Genomic DNA, 16299 nt, shown 5'->3' on the forward strand with positions numbered 1-16299 from the left:
GCCGAGAGTACGCACCAGACGCCGCCCGGCCCGCCCTGCGGGCGGACGACGGGACTCTCGCGACACGCCCTAGATGGGCATCGGGTCGATGTCGCAGTTGGCGCGCTGCCAGGCCACCGCGTCCGCGTGGGCCGGGTGCTGCTCGCCGAGCACCTGGGCGATGCCGGTCAGGGCCTTGCCGTGGTGGGTCTCGGCCTCCTCGGTGCGGCCCAGCGCCTTCAGGTCCTGGGCGAGGTTGCTGGTCAGGACGAGTACGGTCGGGTGTGTCTCGCCGAACACCCGGGCCGCGGTCTGAAGCGTCTCCTCGTCCATGGCCAGCGCCGCGCTCACCTCGCCCTGCGCGAACATGTCGCTGGCCAGGTTGATCCGGCACACCAGCGTGTCGGGGTGGTCCGCGCCCAGCGTCGCCATACAGCGGTCGAGGGCGGTCTCGTTGAGCTCCCGCGCCACGCCGACCTTGTTCAGCAGGCGGTAGGTGATGGCGAGGTCCATCTCGGCCTCGGTGGTGTGCGGGTGCTCGGCGCCGAACACCCGGATGTAGAGGTCCCGGGTCTGCTCGCCCAACTGCACCGACTCCTTGAGGTCGTTGAGCTGGCGCAGGTCCACGGAGAGGTTCAGGGAGGCCACCAGGGAGTCCGGGTGGTCGGAACCGTAGCGGTTGATGAGTTCCTTGCGGGCCCTGCGGGTGAGTTCGGCGGCGTCGGCGTGCCGGCCCGCCTTGCGCACGGTCACCCCGAGCCGGGCAAGGTTGCGCAGGGTGTTGGGGTGGTTGTCACCGATCTGCTGCCGGTAGCGCTCGGTGATGCCCTCGAAGAGAGTCACGGCGGCCAGGTACTCGCCCAGTTCACGGCGGTCGAGGGCGATGCTGCTCTCGGTGAGCATACTGCTGAGCGCTTCCTCGCCGTACATCTGCGTCTTGAGCTGCCAGGTCTGCTGGTCCAGCTCCAGGGCTTCCCTGAACTTGCCGTTGACGCGCAGGCTGACGGCCAGGTTGTGGGCGTGCAGCAGGGTCTCCGGCTCGTCGTCACCGTAGCGGAGGGACCGCTGGTACACCTCTTCGTTGATCTTGAGGGATTCCCGGAAGTTGCCCTGGGCGCGGCGGTCGGCCGCCACCAGCCCCAGCACGCGCAGGAGTTCCTCGTCCGCGTCGGCATCGGGCCGCTCCAGTACCGAGCGCATTCCCTGGGTGACGGACGCGGCCTCCTCGTAGCGGCCCATCGTCCACAGGACGTACCGCAGGTGGCGGCCGAGCGTCAGTGTCTGGCCGTCACCCGTGCCGTGCATGTCGCCCCAGACGTTGTAGGCGTTCTGCGCGAACTCACGGGCCCCTTCGTGCTCACCCCAGTAGAAGAGGTACTCGGCGACGCCCTGCACCATCTGGCGTACGTGCCGGGAGGGCGACCGAACGGCCTCCGACACCAGCACGTGGGGGTACAGCTCGCCGAACTTCCCCCAGTTGATCGGGTCCTGGGGGTTCCCGGGGGTGTCCCCCGCCAACAGCAGGTGCGCCCCGTGCTGCATCCGGTCCCGCTGTTCCTGCGACATGCGGGCTACCAGCACCGCCTGCACCAGACGGTGCATCTGGATCGAGTTGGTGCGGTGGTCGATCTTGGCGAGGGAGTAGCGGTTGATCTCGCGGATCGCGCGGCCGAGGCGCAGCGGGTCGGTCAGGGCGCGGTCCAGGTCGGGGGCGATGGGCTCGACCGGTGCGCGGGAGAACAGGGAACGGGAGATCGGTTCCGGCGCCAGGTAGGCGCAGACCTGGAGGAGTTGGAGCGCGGCGGCGTTCTTGCGTTCCAGGTGGTCGAGGGAGACGTTCCAGGCGGTGGCGACGGTCTCGTCGTAGTGGGTGGGCTGGGAGACCGTCATCAGCTCCGCCCGCTTCTCCTCGAACAGCCGGAGGTATTCGGCGGCGGGCATCCCCGTCTCGGCGCGCCACGCCGACGCCTGCTCGACCGCGAGCGGGAGGTCGCCGAGGACGGCGGCGAGCTGGTCGGCCTCGGAGTCCGGCAGGTCCTGGTTGCGGCGCTGGAGGAGGTGGATGGACTCCTCGCGCTTGAAGACGTCGACCTCCAGCGGGTGCGCCAGGGTGTTCCACTGCGGGTTGCGGGAGGTGACCAGGATCGAGCCGACCGGGCTGGTGCCGGGGCTGGTGGGGAAGTAGTTCCGCACCGCCTCCGGGCTCTCGGCGTTGTCGAAGACGAGGAGCCAGTTGCCGTACGGCTGCCCGGTGCGCAGCGCCTCCAGGACCGCGGGGACGGCGGTGTTGGCCTCCGAGGTCACCCGCAGTCCGAGGCGCTGGGCGAGTTCCACCAGGGCCTGCGCGATCTGGGTGGGCCGTTCGGCCGGGATCCACCACACGACGTCATAGCGCGCGGCATTCCGATAGACGTACTCGAGAGCGAGCTGGGATTTCCCGACACCGCCCATTCCGTGCAGGGCGTGCGGCAGTACGGCCGTCGGACCCTGTCCCAGATTCCGTTCCAACATGCGGAGCAAATCGTCCCGCCCGGTGAAGAGGGCGTTGCGTGGGGGCATGTTGTTGAGGACCGCGGGACGGAGCGAGGAAACGCCTTCCTGAGGTTTTCCCAGCGTGACGCCCGCCGAGTCGGGGGACGGTGTGTCGGTCCCTCGGGCAACAGTGGTCACTGGTGTGCCTCCTTGGCGTGTGCTGCTGTCGACCTGCCCGTGGATATCAGAAACGGAGGGCAGGGGCTCAGTCGTGCTCCGGCTCTCTGGAACGTCGGCTGTATTCATGGTGCCGGAATCTTTTCGTAAATGATCGGTTAAGGCTTCGGTGTGTACGGTGGCACCTGTCAGTTCATCCGGTTGGATGTGCGCTGAAAGGAGACCGCGAATTCGGTGCGCACGACGCAGATGGGGTCCCGCGAGCGAACTGAGAACGACGTATTCGGTGGTCCGGAAACGGAGGTTGTCCGGGGTGATCTCGGTACCGCCCCTGGTATCCCGGCCGTCGAAATAGTCGAGCAGTTCCCGCGCGGCGCTGTTGTTCGGCGCGAGCACCTCGGCCGCCCGCCGGGAGGCCCACAGCGTGGCGCGCTTGGTGCTCGCCGCGAGGAGTTCGGCGCGCACCCCGGGGAGGAAGGCGTACGACTCCGGACGGCCGGGCCGCGGTTCGATGAGCCCGCTGACCAGCACCTCGGCCAACTGCACCGGCCCCGACGGCGGCACCATGTCCCGTTGTACGGCCGTCATCACCGTGAGGTCCAGCTCCACCGCCGCCAGCCGCACCGCCAGCTCGAACGACTCCTCGGACGCCCACACCCGGAACCGCGCCACCCGCTGCGCCGGGCTCTCCTCCAGGGGGCCGGTCTCCATCAGCGGCAGCGGCTTGGCACCCGGCGCCACCATCGTGGCCGCGGCCTCCGCCCAGCGCGGCTCGGTACCCGCCACGAACCGCGCCCAGGGCGCCAGCCACTCCCCGGCGGTCTCCAGCACCGGCACCGGAAACGACCGGCGGGGGCGCAGCGGCGCCGACCACTCGCTCGACCCGTAGGGGGTGAGCAGCTCCCAGGACAGCTCGCCGTTGGCCGATCCCGGGCCGGCGGCGCGCATCCGCACGCGCTCCGGGAGCAGCCCCGTGCGGTCCCACAGGCGCTGCGGCAACGGGGTGACGATCGCCAGCGGCTGGCGCCTGCCCCACACCGCCAGCGCCGCGCGCACCGCGCCGGTGTGCCAGGCGGGCGCCATCCCGTCCGTCAGCACCAGCACGATACGGCGCCCCGACAGGTCCACCAGGCTGCGCACCGGCTGCGGACGGCCCGGCCGGTCCGGCTGGCCCGGGGCGCGCAGGACGACGCCGTCGGGCGTGCCCGCCGAGGTGTCCAGGAGCCGGGTCTCCACGCCCCGGAAACCGCCGTACAGCCGCAGGTCCCGGGTGAGCGCCGCCGCGGTGCCGCGCCAGGCGACCATGTGCGGGGCGGTGTCCACCACCAGGACCACGCTCCAGTGGGCCTCGTGCGCAGGTCGCAGGACCGGCGGCAACCAGGGCGCCTCGGCGAGCTGCTCGCCGGTGCGCTCCTCGTCGAGTTCCTGGTAGGGCGAGGTGCGGCCGCGCTGGCGCAGGGCGCGCAGGGCGCGGCCGAGGGAGGGGGTGGCGGAGGCGCCGGTGCCGCGGCGGTGGCGGGCTCGGCGTAAGCGGGCGCGCGGGGCGGTGGTCGAGGGTGTGGTGGGGGTGGGGTCGGGGTCGTCGGAGGGCTCGGATGTCTCCGGCCGTTCGGTCGCCTCAGCGCGGTCTGAGGGGTCCGGTGGCGTGGGCTCCTTCGCCTCCGGCTCCTGCCGGGCCTTCTCCTCGCCCTCCTCCCCAGCCTCCTCCCCGCCCTCCTCCGGCCGGGGCGCCGTCGACGGTGGGACGGTCGCCCGCTCCCCGTCGGGGGCGTTCGCGTGGCCGGGCGCGCGCACGGGGGCGTACTCGTCCGGTTCCACCAGCCCGGGGTGTTCCCGGACGAGCCACAGCGCGTCGGCGACCTCCCGCCAGTGCAGGTCGCCGACGCGTAGACGCTGTGGGTCCGGGGCCGGTAGGTCCGCCACCCGGCCCTCGGAAGCGGGGTGGTGTTCAGTCACTCCGCCCAGCCCCATCGGCGTTGAGTGGGTGCCAGATGGCGCTCAGCACCGACTGCCACTCGGCGTCGTCGCCCTCGGCGTAGGTGTACGCGCCCGAGGTGACGAGGTGCGCCGCGTTGAGCAGCATGTCTGCGGCCAGCCCCGAGGATTCCTCGCTGTGCGACTTGAAGGCGCGGATCAACTTTCCCTGCATGTCACCGAGTCGGTCGGAGAAGTGGGCGGAGAGCAACTCCGCCAAGCCTTCCGCATCGAGGTCTGCCATGTCCAAACGCAGACACCGTCGCATGAAGGCCTCGGGGAACGCGCGCTCGCCGTTCGAGGTCATGATCACGATGGGGAAGGCCCGTGCCGTGACCACGCCTTCCGCGACGCTCGCGAAACCGCCCGGGTCGGCGGTGTGCACGGTGACTCGGGGATGCTGCTTCCTCACCCGAACGAGTGGCGGAACGGCGTACCAGCCGTCCTCGAAAAGGGTGAGGAGGTCGTTGGGGAGGTCCGCGTCGCCTTTGTCGATCTCGTCGATGAGCAGGACCCGGGGCAGCCGGTAGGGGAGCAGGGCGGTGCCGAGCGGGCCGAGCTGGATGAAGTCACCGATGTCCGCCGCCGCCTCGTCCGCCGTCGGCTGCTGCTGGGCCGCCGACATCAGCCACGGGTTGTGGGACTGGGCGCGCCCGATCGCGTCGTACTCGTAGAGGCCGGAGGTCAGGCTGGTGCGGCTGGTGATCGGCCACTGCAGGACGCGGCCCAGGCCCAGCTCACGGGCGATGCGGTACGCCAGCGCCGACTTGCCCACCCCCGGGCGGCCGGTCACCAGCAGGGGGCGGCGCAGCAGGATCGCGGCGTTGACGAGCCGGACCTCGTCCGGCGGGGGCTGCCGGGGGACGGTGACCGGGCCGAGGCGGCGGTCCGCCTCGTCCTCGGGGGGCGGTTCCGGCATCGGCGGGCCGCCGTCGAAGCTGCGCCAGCGCGGACCCTCGGGCCAGCTCCGCTCCTCGTACGGGGTGTCGGGAAGTGACCGTCCGGTGCCCTTGTAGGGCAACGCGTTGGTCTGCTGCGCGTTCAATCCGTCCCCCCTATGAAGGCAGCCGGAGCACAAGCGTCGCCATCGAGGAGGTGATGCGGGTCGTCCCAGATGACACCGAGGTGTCGGATCAGGGTCTTGTCGCGCTGGCCGGCGGCACCCGCGGCGGCGTCGCCCCTCCACTGTCGTGCAGTGTCGGGCAGGTTGGCCAGCCCTTCACCGGCCAACAGCTCCTGGACCAGGCTCCGGAACGCCTCCGAGGCGGCGGCCTCCCGGTGGAAGACCAGCACCGGCACACCGTGGTCGAGCCCCACCCGTAACTCGCGCGGTCCCAAGCCGTTCCTGGTCCGCGGGGTGTCACTGAGTACCATGCAGACCACCCCCTCCTCTTTGCCGATCCGGGCATCCAGCAGCTCAAGGTGATCGGCGGCGGGTCGTCCCTGGGGGTCGCACCAGTGAGCCTGGCCGGTCCCCGGGTCGCTCCGCCACCGTGTCCATCGTCTGCGCCACACGTGATGCAGATCGCGTCGCTGCATACGCTCCAGACTATGGATAAAAACCGAAGGATATTTACTCAACAGCGGGTTGGGGTGGCTGAGTTGAGGGTTTCTGTCCCACCACTCGACCGGTTCGGCGAGCAGCTCTGTCGGTAGGAAGATCTCCAGGACGACGTTCTCGTCCCGAGACTGCCACAGCTCGGCTGTCGCGGACAGCAGTTCGGCGACGGCGCCGGGCACCTTGCTGCGCGGAACGGGGTCCTGCGGGTCGCGGCCCTCCTGGTGGAGCCGGGTCGACTCGACGTAGCGGACCCGGGAGGAGAGCCGGTAGCGGGGCTCGGGTCGCCTTCTGCGCGGGCCGGTGGCGACGAACGGCGTGAGGTCCGGGGCGACCTTGATGAACATGCGGATCACCGGAGCCGTGGGCCCGGGTTCCGTCTCGCCGTCGGGCTCGGCGGCCTGGACGGCGGCTGTCGTGGGCGAGACCGATGCGACGACTGCCATGGCCGGGTCCGCCAGGGGAGTGACCGCCGCCGAGGTGGCCGTGGCGGGTATCAGCTGGGCGGTGTGCTGCTTCTCGTCCATGGTGTGGACCGGGTGCCCGGTGTGCGCGGGATCCACCGTCAGGGCCGGGAGCGGTCGGTGCCGGGCCGTCAGCCGGGAGCGCAGGGCGCGCAGCCCGGCCGGTCCGCCGGCCGTGCCCCAGGCGGCCGCGAAGTGGTCGTTCCACGCGCGTATCTCACCGACGAGGTCGGCGGCCTCCGTACGCAGCATGAGGTGCTCCAGCAGCACCATGCTGGGCTCCAGACCGCCGACCGGCGCGTTCTGGCAGGCGAGGTGGACGAAGGCGTGCCACACCGAGGTGCAGTACGCGGGCAGCCGTACCCGGTCGCCGCTGATCTCGGCGATCAGCGTCGGCAGTTCGGGGAGCGAGAAGTCCAGTCCGGCCCGCAGCGCCGTCCAGTCGCGGCCCTCGTACAGGTCGGTGGCGTACCACTCGTCGAGCAGCGGGCGCAGCCGGGTGGACAGGGCGGGGGCGAGGAACTCGGTGATGTCCACCAGCCCGTCGAGCCCGCCCTCGGTACGGCTGCACAGCCGCACCGCCTCCACGAACTCCTGACGGGGCGTCGGGAAGCCGTCGAGTTCCAGGCCCTCGAACTCGGCCGCGAGTTCCCGGGCCCACTGGAGCCGCCCCCGTGGGTCCGCCAGCGCGGTCGAGGTGCCGAGGACGTCGACCATGGCGCCCAGGACCCGTTGCCGCGCCGAGTGTTTCCAAGACCTTTGCTGCACGTGCGTTCCCCCTCGCACTGCCCGACACTCCCATCATCCCGGAACACCCGCGTCATCCGGGAAGGGCCTGTGCCAGAACTTCGTAGAGGCGCGGGTTGGCCCAGTACGCGCTGTGGGCGGCCGACACAGGCTGTCCATTGTCCACCTCCACGTCCTGGACGCGGGAGCCGAAGACCGGGGAGCCGAGGAAGGACAGCAGATCGCGGCGGTCGTAGACGTTGAGCCACGCGGGGAACGCCGCGGGCAGCCCGGTGCCGTAGGGGCGGGAGGGGAGGGCGTCGAGTTCGTAGAGGAGGGGGGCCTGGGAGCCCACGGTGATCAGCTGGGCGACCGGGGGCGGCGCGGGCGCCCCGGCCGTGCCGTCCGCGAGCAGGTCGAAGGCGATCACCCCGCCGAGGCTGTGGCCGAGCAGGGCCACCGGCGCGGGGAGCTGGCGGGCCAGGTCGGCGACGTAGGCGCGGACGGCGGCGCCGCGCACGAGGTAGCTGAGGATGTCGCCGGAGAAGCCGAGCGTGTGCCCGCTGATCGGCGCGCGCCGGCTGACGACGAGCCGCGAGCCGCCCGCCCGCTCCGCCAGCCGCGCGAACGCCCCCAGGGAGCGGCCGAGGACCTCAGCGAGCCCTCGCTCGTCACCGCCGAGCGCGTCCGTGACCGCGTCCACCGCCGCGTCCCGCGCCGCCACCGGTACGGCGCCGGGGCCCTCCGGCAGCCGGGCCAGGGCGCGGGCGACGAGCGAGCGGCCGGTCAGCCGGGGCAGGCCCCGGCCGGGGCCCGCGCCGCCGTCGTCCAGGGCGTCGCAGGCGGAACCGAACGCGGTCGACGACCGTAACCCGCGCAGTGCGTCGTCCAGTTGTCCGGCGAGTCCGGCGGCCTCCCACGCCTCCCGTACCGCGGGCGCGTCGGCGAGTTCCGGCACCTGCCGCCACAGCCGCTGCCCGGCGGGGACCGTCCCCGGCACGAAGGGCGCGGGCGCCGTGCCCGTGGTCGGCCCGCCCAGGCCGAACAGGGTCAGTTCCGCGTCCGGTTCGGCGTAGAGCAGCGCCCAGCGGGCCCGCTCCTCGTCGTCGGGGGCGCGTCTGGGGGTGGTGTCGGTCCTCTGGGGGCGGTAGCCGGGGATCGACACGCCGTCCGCGCGCAGGTACGACCCGAGGGCGGACCCCCAGTCGCACTCGGCCACGGTCACGTCGGGCCGTACCCGCCCGAGCCCGGCCCGCACGGTCCGCAGCGCGGAGGCGTAGTCCGGGGCGCGCACGCCGGTGCCGTGGATGAAGAGCACGCTGGTCATGGGGGTGCCTCCGCGGGGGCCGGTCCTGGGTGGAGCTTGGAGCCTGCCTCATGGGGATGCGCGGTCACAAGAGGGGGCCCGGTCAGGCGCCGGGCGGGCCGGGAGCCGCTGTTACGGTGATCCCGAGATCTTCGGAGGAGTGGAACATGGCCGACGCGCGGATCGAAGCCGACCTCAAAGGCGATCTCTACGAGCAGTTCGCCCGGGTCGGGAAGGCCCTCGGCAGCGGCAAGCGCCTGGAACTGCTGGACCTGATCGCGCAGGGCGAGCGGACCGTGGACGCGCTGGCCAGGGCGGCCGGGCTGGGCCTCACCACCGCCTCCGCCCACCTCCAGACCCTCAAACGCGCCGGTGTCGTCACCACCCGCCGGGAGGGCACGCGCGTGTACTACCGGCTCGCCGGGGACGACGTCGCCGCCCTGTACGTCCTGCTGCGCGGCGTGGCGCAGCGGCACCTCGCTGAGACCGAGCGGGCCCGCGCGGCCTACCTCGGCGCCGGGACGGAGGCCGTCGGCAGGGACGAACTGCTGGCCAGGGCCGAGGAGGGCAGCGTGGTCGTGCTGGACGTGCGCAGCCACGAGGAGTACGCGGCCGGGCACATCCCGGGGGCGCTCAGCGTCCCGCTGGCGGAACTGGACGAACGGCTGGCCGCGCTGCCGCCGGACCGGGAGGTCGTGGCGTACTGCCGGGGCGGCTACTGCGTCCTGGCGTACGACGCCGTACGGCTGCTGCGGAGCCACGGGCGCCGGGCACGGCGGCTGGCGGACGGGATGCTGGAGTGGCGGGTGGCGGGGCTGCCGGTGGCGGTGGGGGCGGCGGACTGACCGGACCGTCAGACGGAACTGTGGCGGACGGTGATCGTGCCGGGGGCGCCGGAGGTGACCCGCCCGATGGTCGCCGCGGGCAGCCCCTGCCCCCGGAGCGCGTCGACCAGGCCGGTGTCGTCCCCGCCCCCGGGCACGGCCAGCAGCAGCCCGCCGGAGGTCTGCGCGTCGAAGAGGAGCGTGGCGAGGGACGCGGGCACGGTCTCCTCGACGGTGACGGCGCCGACGACGTCCCGCAGGCGGCTCATGGTGGCGCGGGTCCCCCCGGACACGTGGCCCCGCGCCACCAGACCGGTCACGCCGGGCAGCAGCGGTACGGACGCCGCGTCGACCGTCGCGGCCAGCCCGGCGGCGCGCAGCATCCGGTGCAGGTGGCCGAGCAGACCGAAGCCGGTGACGTCGGTCGCCGCCCGGACCCCGGCCGTCCGGGCCGCCGTACAGGCGCCGTCGTTCAGGCGCGTCATGGACTCCACGGCGGCCCGGACGGTGGCGTCGTCCGCGGCGCCCTGCTTCAGCGCGGTGGAGACGACGCCGGTGCCGAGCGCCTTGGTGAGGACGAGGTGGTCGCCCTCGGCGACGGCGTCGAGGGTGAAGAGGCGGTCGGGGTGGGCGAGTCCGACGACGGCCATGCCGTACTTCGGGACCGGATCGTCCACGGTGTGGCCGCCGACGACCGCGCAGTTCACGGACGCGGCCACCTCGGCCCCGCCGCGCAGCACCTCGCCCAGCGTCTCCAGGGGGAGGTCGGCGCCCGGCCAGGCGGCCAGGTTGACGGCGATGAGGGGGGTGCCGCCCATGGCGTAGACGTCCGACAGGGCGTTGGCCGCGGCGATGCGTCCCCAGTCCCGGGGGTCGTCGACGATGGGCGTGAAGAAGTCGGTGGTGAGGACGACGGCCCGTTCGTCGTCCAGCCGGAGCACCGCCGCGTCGTCCCCTTCGAGGGCCCCGACGAGCAGGTCCCCGGCGGCGGGCTGGAACCCGGCCGCCAGCGGTGACAGCACCTCCTCCAGCTTGCCCATGGGCAGCTTGCAGGCGCAGCCACCGCCGGGGGAGAGGCTGGTCAGCCGCGGGGACTCACTGAGGGCGGGGGACGGCGCTGACGGCATCGGGACTCCAGTGACCTCGGGTGCGGGGCGACGCTAGCAGCAACCGTGTGCCCTCCCGGCGGAGGAACAGGCAGGTCACAGAAGCGTTTACGGGAGGTTGGCCCACTTGTAGCAGGCCGTGGAGTGCCCCGCCCCCTGCGGGGCTCTCCCGCTTGCCGACCCGAGCGGTCAGGACATGTACAGCGACTGGAGCCTGGTGACCCGGCCCTCGCCGTCGAAGCTGAGGTCGTACCCGAGGAGCGCGCGGGCCGGGGACGGCTGGGCGGTGAGTCGGCTGACGAACTCGGCCTGGGAGTAGGACGACGGGTGCTTGGCGTCGCCGAGCGGGACCGACAGCAGCACCGTGGCGTCGTCGGCCATGGGCACCTCGGTGTAGGGCCCCTCGCCCGGGACGATCACCCACGCCTCCAACTCGTCGTGGGCCTTCTTCTCGGCGGGCCGCACCGACAGGTACGTCCGTCCGCCGCTGGTCCGGGCGCCGTCGATCTGCACGAACTGCTTGCTGCCCGCCCACGGCGCGGAACTGGCCGACGACGACGGCGTGCCCTGCTGGCCGGCGTCGCCGACCGGGGCGGCGGTCGGGGTCGCCGCGTCGGCCGAGGCGGAGGGCGTCGCGGGGGTCGGGGCGCCCGCCCGACCGTCGCCGTCGCCGCCGCACCCGGTCAGGGTCACGAGGGTGAGGGCGGCGGCGGTGAGCGCGGTGAGCGCGGTACGGCGGTGCGGGGCGGCTCGGTGGTGTGAGGCGCGCATGGTCAGGGTCCCCCCAGGGATCAGGTGTGTTCCGGATACACGCTCTCTACGCGCCACCCCACCAACGGGGTTGCACCCCGGTCCCACTTTTTCCCGCCGCTTCCCGCCGACCTACCCAGCGAGCCAGTACGCCTCCCGCAGCGAGGCCACCCGCCCCTCGCCGTCGTAGTCGATGGCGAACGCCCAACGGGGCCCGTCGGCCAGCCGGTCCACCAGCTCGCCCAGTTCCACGTCCGCGGGCCCGCCGTCGGCCAGCCGCCGCACCTCGACCAGCGTCCCCCGCGGCACGGTCAGCGTGTGCGTCGCACCGTCGGGCGCCGCGGTCCCGGCGTCGTCACGGACCGGCCGGACGGTGACCCGCACCGTGTCCCCGTTCGCCACCGCGCCGTACACATAGCCCAGCTCGCTGGCGTACTCCTCACCCGGGGCGGGCGTCGGCGGCACGAACTGCGAGGTGGCGGCCGGTGTGGCGGGGGCGGCGGGCGGCTCCGTCCCCCGGGTGGCCTGCGTGAGCGTCAGACCGCCCACCGCCACGGCGGCGGCGAGCAGCGCGCCGCCGGACGCGAGAGCGGTCCGCCTGCGGCGCTGCCGTCGCTCGCCGCGCGCCCGGATCCGGTCGGCGGCGAGGGGCGCCGCCTGCCGCCGCCCGGCCTCGGCGAGGTCGGCCAGGTAGTCGTCCAGCCCGGTCCTGTCAGCCATGGCGCACCTCCGGCAGGCTGTTCGTCCGCGGATCCAGCTCGGTGTCGGCCAGCAGCCGGGCGAGCGCCGCCCGGCCCCGGCTCAGGTGTGCCTTGACCGTACCGACGGGGGAGCCGGTCTCGGCGGCCACCTGTCGGACCGTCAGGTCGCACAGGTGGTGGAGCACCACGGCGCGCCGCTGTGCCTCGGGTATCCGCCGCAACGCCTGCACCAGCACCACATGGTGCGGTTCCGGCGGCGGTGCGGGGGCGGGCGGGCCCTGTCGCCGGGCGAAGGCGAGCGCGGTGCGCACCCGCCGCCACCGGCTGACCGCGAGCCGCCAGGCCACCGTGCGCACCCATGCCTCGGGGGCGCCGTCCAGATCGAGTTCGGCCCGGCGTTCCCAGGCCCGGACGAAGGCTTCCTGGACCACGTCCTGCGCCTCGGCGAAATCACCCGTCATCGCGTACAGCTGGCCGATGAGCCGACCGACGCTCGCGGTGTAGAAGGCGTCGAACTCGTCCTCGGCCGCGCCCCGGCCGCCGCGCGGTTCGTCTGGTGCTCGCATCCCTCTCCCAAGAAACCCGACGGCGCACGAGCCGTCGCGGTGCGTACCACTGAGGAAGGAAGGGTGCGGGGTGGCGATGGCGGTCCCGGCGGAAGCCGCCGACGCCGTCCTTCTGCGTGGCGCCCCCGGCAGGACTCGAACCTGCGGCCAAGCGCTTAGAAGGCGCCTAGCGAGGGCACGACTGCTGTGCCTCTGACCTGCTCTTACGTGATGCTCTGACCGTCCGTCAGTGCATCTTCCGGCATTTTCGGGAAGGAGCCCGCTAGTCCCGACTCCTGCTGGGTGCGTGACGGTCCGGCGTGAGGCCCTTCGAGCCCGGCTGCAATCGATGCTGCGAGTTCTGAACTCTCGACCTCTTCGTCCCGGACGAGGTTCGATTGGTGAGGCTGCCAGCCTTGATGGCGTTTCCGCAAGTCAGGTAGGTGCGCTCGGTTGGTGTCGCGGGGCCTGGAAGGGGCTCGGGGAGCGGGTCGGCTCCCAGATGGCTCCCAAAGAAGGGGAAGGCCCTGTCACTCAGATGGGAAGATTCGCGGGCCTTATGCGTTGTCCGTGGCGCGACGTCGAAGGTCGTCAATGAACCTCTTCCAACCTGACCGGTGGTTGGGCCAGTGTGACTGAGTGCTTCAGTTGGCCAGTCAGCGCGTGAGTCAGCCGCTTGAGTGTTCCGTGTCGAGGTCGCGGCCGAGCTGCTCGGCATCTGCGTCGAGCAGCGGTTTGATCTGCTGGTAGAAGGACCCTTTGTTCTGCTCGCGAAGCGGCGGGCTCCGAGCGGGCCGTCCCGGTAGTGTGAACTGCCGCTGATCAGACTTGCGTTCAGGACAAGGGGGAGTGTTGGCGTTCTTGTTGTACTACCCGTTGGTGAAGCCTCCGACGGAGGTCCTCCATCAGGCGTTGCTCTACTGGGACGGCATCGCGACCGTCGTGCCTCGGGCCCCATCGGTATACGAAGTCGCCGTGCCCGAGGAACTGAAGGAGCTGCAGCAGCGGCAACTGTACGTCCCTCTGACATTCGACGAAGGCTCCATGGCTCGCCTGGAGGAGCCCCTCCGGCCAGGCCCTTATGGCAGTCCAGCTTCGCGAGCACTGCGGAACCAGTTGCGGAGGATGGCTGCGAGACCCGACCGTCCCGGACTTCCGTCCCCACCGGAAGCCTTTCTCTACCACAGCAAGATCAGCTACTGGCTCATGAACGAACTCCTCTCCCTGGGCCTGGCCGAGCCCCAGCGACACCCTTTCGTCCTCGCCGTTCCGGAGGAGGTACAGCGGCTGGTCATCGGCACCCTGGCCCGAGAGCTTGCTGCCAGCAGCCGGGACCCGTACATCCCGTACACCGATCGGCCACAGGCACACGCCTACGCCCTCGAAGGCCCCGCCGAGAACCTTCGACCTGCCTGGGAGCTGGAGTTCAGCAGACTGCTCCCCGTCCCCGCTCCCAGCACTCCAACCGCTGACGTCCTTGCCTTCCGGGACCGCCACGCCGATGAGCGCCAGCGTTTGATGAGGGCACTCCACCGCCTGCTTGGTGAGCTGCGCCGGGACTACGAACACCCTGCCGATGTCCTGTCCCAGCTGCGCCGCGAGATCGACCAGTCTGTGGAGGACTACCATGCCGCAGCGAGGAGCACCCGGATGGCATGGGTGACTCGGTCTGTGACGGTGACCATAGCCTTGGCGGCCGCCGCGGGAACCGTCGTGCAGCCAGGTCTGACCTGGGTCTTGGGGGCAGTTGGCGGCTACGCCCTGAACGTATGTACTCGTGAGGTGCGCCCCCTGGCCCGTGCCCGTGATGAACACGACTTCAGCTACTTGCACAGGGTCGTGAGCACGTTGACCTGATGTTTAAGCGACGGGGCGGAGGTGCCTGCCAGAATGGAAGGGCGCACAGCCCCGAACATGGCCCCCTCGCGGGTCCGCTTTGCAGCCGACTGCATCGCTGAAGCGGCCACCTGAAGCGCGTCCGGACGGAGGACGCGGCGGCATCGTGGACGCTTCCCTGCGCTGATGTTTTCCACATACTGGGCAAGGCGTTCCGGGTTTTGGCCGACCACCCATGCGCGAGAGCCCACCCCTCGATGGGCGCGAGTGTCATCGTAAAGACAGTGCCGATACCTACGACCTTGCCTGCCGGCCAGGCAAGTTCACTGTTTGCACTGAGGGACGCGCTGGAAACCTAAGCTTCCGGAAACCACTTAGCTGTACCGCCGCCCTGCCTATGCTACAAACGGCCCCCTTCCTCGACTGACGAGGCCGACATGCAGCAGTCATGGAACAGCGACCGCCGCCGCACGGCGATCGGTCGCTCCAGCCTCTCCGTGCCTGCGCGCCAGGCCCTGGCCGACCGTCAGCTCAACGCGGATCGCACGATCCTCGACTACGGCTGCGGTCGAGGCGGCGACGTCGCCTCCCTCCAGCGCCTCGATTGCAAGGTCACCGGTTGGGACCCTTACTACAGCTCGAGCGCTCCAGTGGCCCCATCCGACGTCGTCCTCCTCACCTACGTCCTGAACATCATCGAGGACCCCGTCGAGCGTCGGCAGACGCTCAAGGAGGCATGGAGGCTAGCCACCTCCGTACTCATCGTCTCGGCTCGCCTCACCTGGGAGCGGTCCAAAGTCCGCGGCCAGGAGTACGGCGACGGCCTCCTCACCAGCCGGCAGACGTTCCAGCACCTCTTCAGCCCGGACGAGCTCCGGGTCTACGTCGAGGAGGTCACAGGAACACGCTGCATATCAGCGGCACCCGGCATTGTGTACGCCTTCAAGGAGGACTCAGCCCGACTGAGCTACCTCGCACACCGCATCGTCCCCGACGCCGAGTGGCTCGCTTCAGCCGATACCACTTCCGCTATCACGTCGCTGGTCGACTACGTCGAACGGCGTGGCCGCCCGCCCCGTGTCGATGAGATGCCCCGGCGGATGGCCGAACAGCTCGCACACCTGAAACCCGGAGAACTTAGGCGCCTCATACGCGATTCCGCCGACCTCGAGAAGGTCTCCGAAGGCGCCAAGCGCACGACGCTGAACACGCTGCTGTTCCTCGCCGTCGAACTCTTCAACGGCCGAGGTCCGTTCAGCAGTCTCCCCCTCGGCATCCAACTCGACGTCCGCTCGTTCTTCACCTCGTACAAGGAAGCCTGCAGGCGCTCCGACCGTCTGCTCCTCAAGCTCCGGGACGACACCTATATCCGGGGCGCCATGAACGCATCCCCCGTTGGCAAGATCACCCCAACCGCACTGTACGTGCACCGCCGGGCGATCGACCGGATGCCGACAGTCCTGCGCCTGTACGAACACTGCGCCTCCGTCGCCGCCGGCCGCCCTCAGGAATGGACCATCGCCAAGCTGAAGCACCAGGGGCGAGCCATCAGCTGGCTCGACTACCCGGAATTTGACAAGGACCCACACCCGCGAATCACGTCCTCGTACCTTGTAGATCTCAAGACCCTTGAGACGTCGCACATGTCCTACGCGAGCTCCGCCAACCGTCCTCTGCTCCACCGCAAGCACGAATTCCTGGCGCCCGACGACCCAGACGTGCCGCGCTACCGCCGTCTGACCGAGTCCGAGCTACGCGTCGGCCTGTACGAGAATCCAAACCTGATCGGCACCGAGAATGGCTGGGAGGCAGAACTGATCAGGTGCGGTCGCATGCTTCGAGGACACCGGCTAGTCCGGCGCCCTGAAGACTGAGCAGCTC

General features: G+C 71.2%; 11 protein-coding genes and 1 tRNA gene. 3 read left to right on the forward strand and 9 right to left on the reverse strand.

Translation table 11 applies throughout. From position 1 onward, the window contains the following. Positions 1–69: 69 nt before the first annotated feature. From fxsT to ABZ659_RS04265, 4 genes are read right to left on the reverse strand one after another with little or no spacing between them, the layout of a single operon-like run. Positions 70–4584, reverse strand: a complete 4515-nt coding sequence (gene fxsT, locus ABZ659_RS04250) for an FxSxx-COOH system tetratricopeptide repeat protein (RefSeq protein ID WP_360213212.1) — start codon at positions 4582–4584, stop codon at positions 70–72. After that, the gene (locus tag ABZ659_RS04255; RefSeq protein ID WP_360213214.1) at positions 4577–5647 is read right to left on the reverse strand and encodes a MoxR family ATPase; all 1071 of its coding nucleotides are present in this window, start codon (positions 5645–5647) and stop codon (positions 4577–4579) included. The genes fxsT and ABZ659_RS04255 overlap by 8 nt, the downstream gene beginning before the upstream one ends. After that, positions 5644–7392 carry a hypothetical protein gene (locus ABZ659_RS04260; protein WP_360213216.1) on the reverse strand — a complete coding sequence of 583 codons (1749 nt, stop codon included), beginning with the start codon at positions 7390–7392 and terminating at the stop codon, positions 5644–5646. Before ABZ659_RS04260 ends, ABZ659_RS04255 begins: the two co-directional genes overlap by 4 nt. 52 nt (positions 7393–7444) lie before the next feature. Then, positions 7445–8677, reverse strand: coding sequence for a hypothetical protein (locus ABZ659_RS04265; RefSeq protein WP_360213218.1), 1233 nt, complete (start codon positions 8675–8677; stop codon positions 7445–7447). 146 nt (positions 8678–8823) lie between these two features. On the opposite strand from ABZ659_RS04265, the gene ABZ659_RS04270 reads away from it, so the two are divergent. Then, positions 8824–9501, forward strand: coding sequence for a metalloregulator ArsR/SmtB family transcription factor (locus ABZ659_RS04270; protein WP_360213220.1), 678 nt, complete (start codon positions 8824–8826; stop codon positions 9499–9501). A gap of 8 nt (positions 9502–9509) precedes the next feature. Here ABZ659_RS04270 and selD read toward each other — a convergent pair whose 3' ends face one another. The 5 genes from selD to ABZ659_RS04295 form a co-directional block, all read right to left on the reverse strand. Then, entirely contained in the window at positions 9510–10607 is a 1098-nt protein-coding gene (selD, locus tag ABZ659_RS04275; protein ID WP_360213222.1) for a selenide, water dikinase SelD, read from the reverse strand. A 168-nt stretch (positions 10608–10775) separates the two neighbouring features. Beyond that, positions 10776–11357 (reverse strand): hypothetical protein, encoded by a 582-nt coding sequence (locus tag ABZ659_RS04280; protein ID WP_360213224.1) that lies wholly within the window; start codon positions 11355–11357, stop codon positions 10776–10778. Between the two features lie 111 nt (positions 11358–11468). Beyond that, positions 11469–12056, reverse strand: a complete 588-nt coding sequence (locus tag ABZ659_RS04285; protein ID WP_360213226.1) for a hypothetical protein — start codon at positions 12054–12056, stop codon at positions 11469–11471. Next, complete coding sequence (locus ABZ659_RS04290; protein WP_360213228.1) at positions 12049–12603, reverse strand: SigE family RNA polymerase sigma factor; 555 nt, start codon at positions 12601–12603, stop codon at positions 12049–12051. The genes ABZ659_RS04285 and ABZ659_RS04290 overlap by 8 nt, the downstream gene beginning before the upstream one ends. Positions 12604–12720: 117 nt before the next feature. After that, a tRNA-Arg gene (locus ABZ659_RS04295) sits at positions 12721–12810 on the reverse strand. 621 nt (positions 12811–13431) lie between these two features. Between ABZ659_RS04295 and ABZ659_RS04300 the strand changes: the two genes are divergently transcribed. Continuing rightward, positions 13432–14439 carry a DUF6236 family protein gene (locus tag ABZ659_RS04300; protein ID WP_360213230.1) on the forward strand — a complete coding sequence of 336 codons (1008 nt, stop codon included), beginning with the start codon at positions 13432–13434 and terminating at the stop codon, positions 14437–14439. A 416-nt stretch (positions 14440–14855) separates the two neighbouring features. Beyond that, entirely contained in the window at positions 14856–16292 is a 1437-nt protein-coding gene (locus ABZ659_RS04305) for a DNA phosphorothioation-associated putative methyltransferase (protein ID WP_360213232.1), read from the forward strand. The last annotated feature ends 7 nt before the right edge of the window (positions 16293–16299 follow it).

The organism is Streptomyces sp. NPDC006997, from assembly GCF_040635175.1.
Lineage (GTDB): Bacteria > Actinomycetota > Actinomycetes > Streptomycetales > Streptomycetaceae > Streptomyces.